Genomic DNA, 6388 nt, shown 5'->3' with positions numbered 1-6388 from the left:
ACCTGCATCTGACGCTGGTGCGCGGCAACCATGACGCGCATGCCGGCGACCCGCCCGCCTGGGCGCGCATGGAGGTCGTCGACGAGCCGCTGCGCGTCGACGGCCTGGCGCTGTGCCACCACCCGGTGGCGCACGACGGCGCCTACGTGCTGGCGGGCCACCTGCATCCGGGCATCGTGCTGGGCGGGCGGCCGCACGATCACGTTCGGCTGCCGTGCTTCTGGTTCGGCGCGCGCGTCGGCGTGCTGCCGGCCTTCGGTGCGTTCACCGGGCTGAAGACGATCCGGCCGGCGCCGGGGGAGCGGGTCTTCGCGGTGGCCGACGCGGCGGTGTTGCCGCTGCCGGGCGCTCAAGAATCCGGTTGACGGCGCCGATATCCGGCAAAGCTCCGCGTGGCGGCGCACCGTTGCCGCCATGTCGATCCTCCCCCGCGTACCGCTCCATCGCCTGGCCGCCCTGTGGCTGGCCGGCGTCGGCGTCTGCGTGGTGGCCGGCGTGCTCAGCGGGAGCGTCGAGCTGGCGCGGCTGTTCCTGAATGCCGTGCCGGCCAGTCTCAACGCCGGCCTGTTGGGCGTGGTGGCCGCGCTCGCGCTGTGGAGCGATCCGCGCGTGCCGTCGCGCCGGCTGGCCTGGTGCGCGGCGTTCCTGACAGGACTGCCCGTGCTGGTGCTGGCCGAGCAACTGGGCGGGGTGGACCTGGGGATCGACCTGCCGGCGCTGCACAGCGCGCTGCAGACGAGCTCGTCCCACCCGGGGCGCCTGGCGCCGAACACCTGCCTCGGATTCCTGTTCGCCGGGCTGGCGTTGGGGCTGCAGCACTGGCCGGCGCTGCGCTGGCGCGGCCTGCTGGTGTCATGCAGCGTGTACGGCACGCTGGCGGTCGGGCTGTCGGCGTTGGCTGGCTACGTGCTCGACCTGCAGGCGATGTACAAGCTGCTGGCGTTCAACAGCATGTCGGCGGCCGTGATGGCGATGCTGGTGGTGCTGGGGTTGGCCTTGTGGTCGAGCCTGCTGGCCGGCGAATCGACCGGTGAGCGCCCGGAAGACCGCATCACGCGCACCGCCGTCGGCGTGCTCGGCGTGGTGGCGGTGGTGTCGGGCGTGGCGGGCTTCGCGCTGATGCAGCGCGCCTACAAGATGACGGTGGCCGATGGGCTGGAGACCGCGGCGCGCGGCCATGCCGGCGCCTTCGCGCACAGCCTGAAGCAGGAGATCGAGATTGCCGAGAGCGTGTCGCGCCAGCTCGCGCTGCAGCGGGCGCTGGCGCAGCTGGCCGTGAAGCCGACCGATGCGCAGGCCTTCGACGACCTGCGTGAGCTGGCATCGAGCGTGCTGGGCCAGGATTTCAGCGCGCTGCGCGTGCAGAACGGGCGCGACGAATCGTTGCTGGAGGCGGGATCGTCGCGGCTGCGTGTGGCTCCGGTGGCGCTGCCGCTGGGCGATGGCCATTCGACGCTGCTGTGGGACGACGGGCTGGTGCTGCACAGCGAGCTGCCGGTCGAGCGCAACGGCGAGCGCGTCGGCGGCCTGATGCTGGAGCGCCGGCTGGGCGTGCTGACGGGGCTGTTGTACGACCTGCAGCACGGCGACGATTCGACCGATGCGCTGTTGTGTGCGCGCATCGACGACGACGCGGTGTGCCTGCCGAGCCGCTTCTACGAGGCGGGTCGCCACATCGCGATCTACCAGCCGGATGGCCAGCCCTTCCTGCCGATCTCGAAGGCCTTGCTCGGCATGTCGGGCTCCGATTCGGTGCGCGACCTGCGCGACGTGCCGGTGCAGGCCGGCTATGCCCCGCTGCGCGGCGTCAACCTGGGATTGGTGATCAAGACCGACAGCGGCGAGCTGTTCGGCTACATCCGCTCGCGGCTGCGCCTGCTGACGGGTCTGTTGGTGGTGCTGGTGGTGGTGGGGGCGTGGCTGTTGCGCTCGCATGTGCTGCCGCTGGCGCAGCGGCTGGCGCGCAGCGAGCGCCGGCTGCAGATGGTGTCGGACAACCTGCCGGCGCTGGTGTTCCATGTCGATGCGGAGCTGCGCTACCAGTTCGCGAACGCGTGCTACCTGCCGATGGTGGGCCTGGACCCGAAGGCGATGATCGGCGAGCGCATGCAGGACGTGCTCGGGGCGGAGGTGTCTGCCTCGATCGCGCCGCACATCGAGGCCGCGCTGCGCGGCGAGCGCGTGCGCTACGAGCGGCACGGTCACTGGCTCGGCCGCGAGCACCACCACCTGGTCGAGTACGTGCCCGAGCGGCGGCCGGACGGCAGCGTCGCCGGTGTCTACGGCATGGTGATGGACATCACCGAGCGCCACCAGGCGCAGGCGCAGCTGGCCGCGAGCGAGGCGCGGCTGCGCACGATCACCGACAACGTGCCGGCGTTGATCACGTATGTCGATACCGACCTGCGTTTCCAGTTCTGCAACCCGGTGTTCGAGGCCTGGACGGGCATCCCGGTGGCCGATGCGTTGGGGCGGCGCATGCAGGACGTGTTGCCGCCGAAGGTGATGGCGCTGCGGCAGCGGCAGATCGAGCGGGCGTTGCGTGGCGAGACGGTGCAGTTCGAGACGGTGGCGGTGCTGGGGCAGGGGCCGCGGCATTTCCAGGTGAACTACCTGCCGCACCGCGACGCGCAGGGCCAGGTGATCGGCGTGTACAGCCTGACCAACGACATTTCGGCGCAGAAGGAATTCGAGCGCCAGCTGCAGACGCTGGCGCGGGTGGATGCGCTGACGGGCCTGGCGAACCGGCGGCAGTTCGAGGAGCGCTTCTCGGAGGCGATGTCGCGTTGCCGGCGCAGTGGCCGGCCGATGGCGCTGATGTTCATGGACATCGACAAGTTCAAGGGCATCAACGACACGCTGGGCCATGCGGGCGGCGACGAGGTGCTGAAGACCTTCGGGCAGCGGCTGGTGGCGAGCGTGCGCAAGACCGACACGGTGGCGCGGCTGGCGGGCGACGAGTTCGTCGTGATCCTGGAGGGCCTGAACACGGTGGACGAGCCGCACTTCCTGGCCCGCAAGATCCTGGCGGCGATCTCGGCGGAGCAGCGGGTGCTGGGCCATTCATTGCGCGTGACGACGAGCATCGGGATCTCGTTCTACGAAGGCGACGACAGCACCGAGGGTTCGTTGATGGCGCTGGCTGACAAGGCGTTGTATGAGGCGAAGGAGGCCGGGCGGGGGACGTACCGGTGTGCGCCTCGTTCGGCTGTTGTTGCTGGCCGCTAGTTGATCTTTCTTGTCGGGCGAAGGCGCGGGTGGGGAGGCTGGGGCTCGCCGGCCAGTGCGGTCATTGCCCCTGGCGGGGCAATGACTCCCCTGCGCTGGCCGGTTTCATGGCCCGTCGCCCAAACTCCCGCCACTCACTTCGTTCGTTGTGGTCAAACAGTGGGCGACAGTCAGTTCACGAAGCGTGCTGCGCACGCGGGCCATGAAACCAGCCAGCTCCGGCGCCCCGTCCCTATTGGCGCTCCCCAGCCTCCCCACCCGCGCCTTCGCCAGCACCGCCACACTGTTTTTGGGGGAAAAGACTGAAGTGACCGACGAGCATGCGAGCGACGGCGCGCTGTCGGTCACTTCAATCTTTTCCCCCCAACAAGAGCGGCTGGTGKTGAGCGGCGCGGCGGGTGAGGGGATGGGTTGGGGGCGACTTCTGAGGCGACGGAGAAGGTCGGCTTTGGGGATGGCGCGCGCCAGCGCGCTTCGTAGACTGACTCATCGGCACTGTTTGACCACAACGAACGAAGTGAGTGGAGGGAGTTTGCCGATGCATCCCCAAAGCCGATCTTCTGCGTGGAGTCGGCCCGCCAGGGCCGACCGCCGAGGCTGAGCCCCCAGCCCATCCCCTCACCCGCCGCGACGCGACGCGACGCGCCGTGACGCGCCGCGCAATAGCCGCCCAGTACACTGACGGCCCCGTTCCAGCCCAGGTGCCGGCACAGCCCCGGCGGTCTTGCATGTCTCTCGCTCCCGACACGTTGCTGCAGTTGGTTCAACGCGCCGAGGCGCTGCTCACACGGCTGGAGGCGGTGCTGCCGCAGCCGCTGGTCGCGCCCGACTGGTCCGCGTCGATCGCGTTTCGGTATCGCCGGCGTGGGGCCTCGGGCCAGTTGCTGCCGGTTCGCCACGTCGCCCACGTGCGCCTCGACGAACTGGTCGAGGTCGAGCCGCAGAAGGAGCGCCTGCTGCGCAACACCGCGCAGTTCGTCGCCGGCCACGCCGCCAACAACGTGCTGCTGACCGGCGYGCGCGGCACCGGCAAGAGTTCGCTGATCAAGGCCTGCCTGAACGAGTTCTCCGATCGCGGCCTGCGCCTGATCGAAGTCGACAAGGCCGATCTCGTCGACCTGCCCGACCTCGTCGACCTGGTCGCCGAGCGGCCCGAACGCTTCGTCGTGTTCTGCGACGACCTCAGCTTCGATGAAGGCGAGCCCGGCTACAAGGCCCTCAAGTCCATCCTCGACGGCTCGGTCTCGCAAGCCTCCGACAACKTGCTGATCTACGCGACCAGCAACCGCCGCCACCTGCTGCCCGAATACATGAAGGAGAACCTCACGTACCAGCACACCGAGGATGGCGAGGTCCACCCCGGCGAAGTGATCGAGGAAAAGATCTCTTTGAGCGAACGCTTCGGGCTGTGGGTCAGCTTCTACCCGTTCAGCCAGGACGAATACCTCGCGATCGTCGCGCAATGGCTGCGCGGCTTCGGCGTCGGCGAGGCCGAGATCGCCGCCGCCCGCCAGCCCTCGCTGGTGTGGGCGCTGGAGCGTGGGTCGCGCTCAGGGCGCGTCGCGTTCCAGTTCGCGAAGGACTACGCCGGGCGGCACGCGTCATGAGCGCCGATGCCGAGCGCACGCCGGTCGAGGTCGCCGTCGGCGTGCTGATCGATGCCGACGGCCGCTTCCTGCTGACCAGCCGGCCCGAAGGCAAGGTCTACGCCGGCTATTGGGAATTCCCCGGCGGCAAGCTGGAGGCCGGCGAAACCGTCGAGCAGGCACTGCGCCGCGAACTGCACGAGGAGATCGGCATCACGATCGGGCCGGTGCTGCCGTGGAAGGTCGAGATCGTCGACTACCCGCATGCCCGCGTGCGATTGCACTTCTGCAAGGTGTTCGCGTGGACCGGCGAGTTCGAGATGCGCGAGGCCCAGCAGATGGCCTGGCAGGACCTGCCGGTGCAGGTGCAGCCGGTGCTGCCGGGCACCGTGCCGGTGCTGGCCTGGTTCGCCGAGGAGCGCGGGTTCTCGGGCCCGACTTATGCGACGGATACACTCGCCCGATGAGCTGGCTCGACGAGATCAAGTGGGATGCGCAAGGCCTGCTGCCGGTGATCGCGCAGGAGGTCGGCAGCAACGACGTGCTGATGTTCGCGTTCATGAACCGCGAGGCCCTGGCCCGCACCGCCGAACTCGGCGAGGCGGTCTACTACAGCCGCTCGCGCCAGCGCCTGTGGCACAAGGGCGAGGAAAGCGGCCATGTGCAGCAGGTGCACGAGATGCGCCTCGATTGCGACAACGACGTGCTGCTGCTGAAGGTGACGCAGCGTGGCCACGCGCCCGGTGAACCTGGAATCGCGTGCCACACCGGCCGCCACAGCTGCTTCTTCCAGCTTTACAAGGACGGCGCCTGGCACACGGTCGAGCCGGTCTTGAAAGACCCCGGGACGATCTACAAATGACGGATGTGAAAACCGCGGTGAGCACCCCCCGCAACGGCAACGACACGCTGGCCCGGCTGGCGGCGGTGATCGAGTCGCGCCGCCAGGGCGACCCGGACAAGAGCTACGTCGCCCGGCTGTTCCACAAGGGCACCGATGCGATCCTGAAGAAGATCGGCGAAGAGGCCACCGAGACGGTGATGGCCGCCAAGGACGGCGACCGCCAGAAGATCGTCTACGAGGTCGCCGACCTGTGGTTCCATTCGATGCTCGCGCTGAGCGCCTTCGGCCTGACACCGGCCGACGTGCTGGCCGAGCTGGAGCGGCGCGAGGGCCTGTCGGGCCTCGAGGAATTCGCCGCGCGCAAGTTGCAAACCCGAGAGGCGGACGGAACATGAACGACGTGGTGAATACCCCTGAGCGTGACCAGTCGCTGAAGACGATCGGCCACATCAGCTATCTGCTGCATGCCATCGTGGCGGTGGGGGCCGTGCTGCCAGGCGCGCAGGCATCGATCACGCTGCTGATCGTCGCGCTGATCCTCGATCTGGTGAAGAAGGACGAGGCGGCCGGCACCTGGCAGGAGTCGCATTTCCGCTGGCGCATCCGCAGCGTGCTGTGGATGGGCGCCTTGTACGTGCTGACGCTGCCGCTGTGGTTCCTGCTGCTGCTGCCGGGCATGATCGCCTACATCGTCATCTCGATCTGGTTCCTCTACCGCTTCGTCAAGGGC

General features: G+C 68.8%; 7 protein-coding genes. All 7 read left to right on the top strand.

All coding sequences use genetic code 11. The features are described 5' to 3' along the window. The coding region (locus AC1DXV_RS29785; protein WP_477937050.1) for a metallophosphoesterase family protein at window positions 1–365 on the top strand (365 nt) is incomplete at its 5' end. Between the two features lie 49 nt (window positions 366–414). Continuing rightward, window positions 415–3228, top strand: a complete 2814-nt coding sequence (locus AC1DXV_RS29780) for a PAS domain-containing protein (RefSeq protein ID WP_477937048.1) — start codon at window positions 415–417, stop codon at window positions 3226–3228. A gap of 728 nt (window positions 3229–3956) precedes the next feature. Further along, entirely contained in the window at window positions 3957–4835 is an 879-nt protein-coding gene (locus AC1DXV_RS29775) for an ATP-binding protein (RefSeq protein ID WP_477937046.1), read from the top strand. Continuing rightward, window positions 4832–5281 (top strand): NUDIX domain-containing protein, encoded by a 450-nt coding sequence (locus AC1DXV_RS29770; protein ID WP_477865782.1) that lies wholly within the window; start codon window positions 4832–4834, stop codon window positions 5279–5281. The genes AC1DXV_RS29775 and AC1DXV_RS29770 overlap by 4 nt, the downstream gene beginning before the upstream one ends. After that, complete coding sequence (gene hisI / locus AC1DXV_RS29765) at window positions 5278–5676, top strand: phosphoribosyl-AMP cyclohydrolase (RefSeq protein WP_477865781.1); 399 nt, start codon at window positions 5278–5280, stop codon at window positions 5674–5676. Before AC1DXV_RS29770 ends, hisI begins: the two co-directional genes overlap by 4 nt. Then, window positions 5673–6053 (top strand): phosphoribosyl-ATP diphosphatase, encoded by a 381-nt coding sequence (locus tag AC1DXV_RS29760; RefSeq protein WP_477865780.1) that lies wholly within the window; start codon window positions 5673–5675, stop codon window positions 6051–6053. The genes hisI and AC1DXV_RS29760 overlap by 4 nt, the downstream gene beginning before the upstream one ends. Next, the coding region (locus AC1DXV_RS29755) for a DUF4870 family protein (RefSeq protein ID WP_477937044.1) at window positions 6050–6388 on the top strand (339 nt) is incomplete at its 3' end. The genes AC1DXV_RS29760 and AC1DXV_RS29755, both read left to right, overlap by 4 nt.

Source organism: Rhizobacter sp. P3_C12 (genome assembly GCF_056402735.1).
This window is presented reverse-complemented; position numbering and strand designations above follow the sequence as displayed.

Coding starts and splice junctions, on each gene's coding strand:
- AC1DXV_RS29760 (WP_477865780.1), top strand. CDS start 5,673: ATGACGGATGTGAAAACCGCGGTGAGCACCCCCCGCAACGGCAACGAC.
- AC1DXV_RS29780 (WP_477937048.1), top strand. CDS start 415: ATGTCGATCCTCCCCCGCGTACCGCTCCATCGCCTGGCCGCCCTGTGG.
- hisI (WP_477865781.1), top strand. CDS start 5,278: ATGAGCTGGCTCGACGAGATCAAGTGGGATGCGCAAGGCCTGCTGCCG.
- AC1DXV_RS29770 (WP_477865782.1), top strand. CDS start 4,832: ATGAGCGCCGATGCCGAGCGCACGCCGGTCGAGGTCGCCGTCGGCGTG.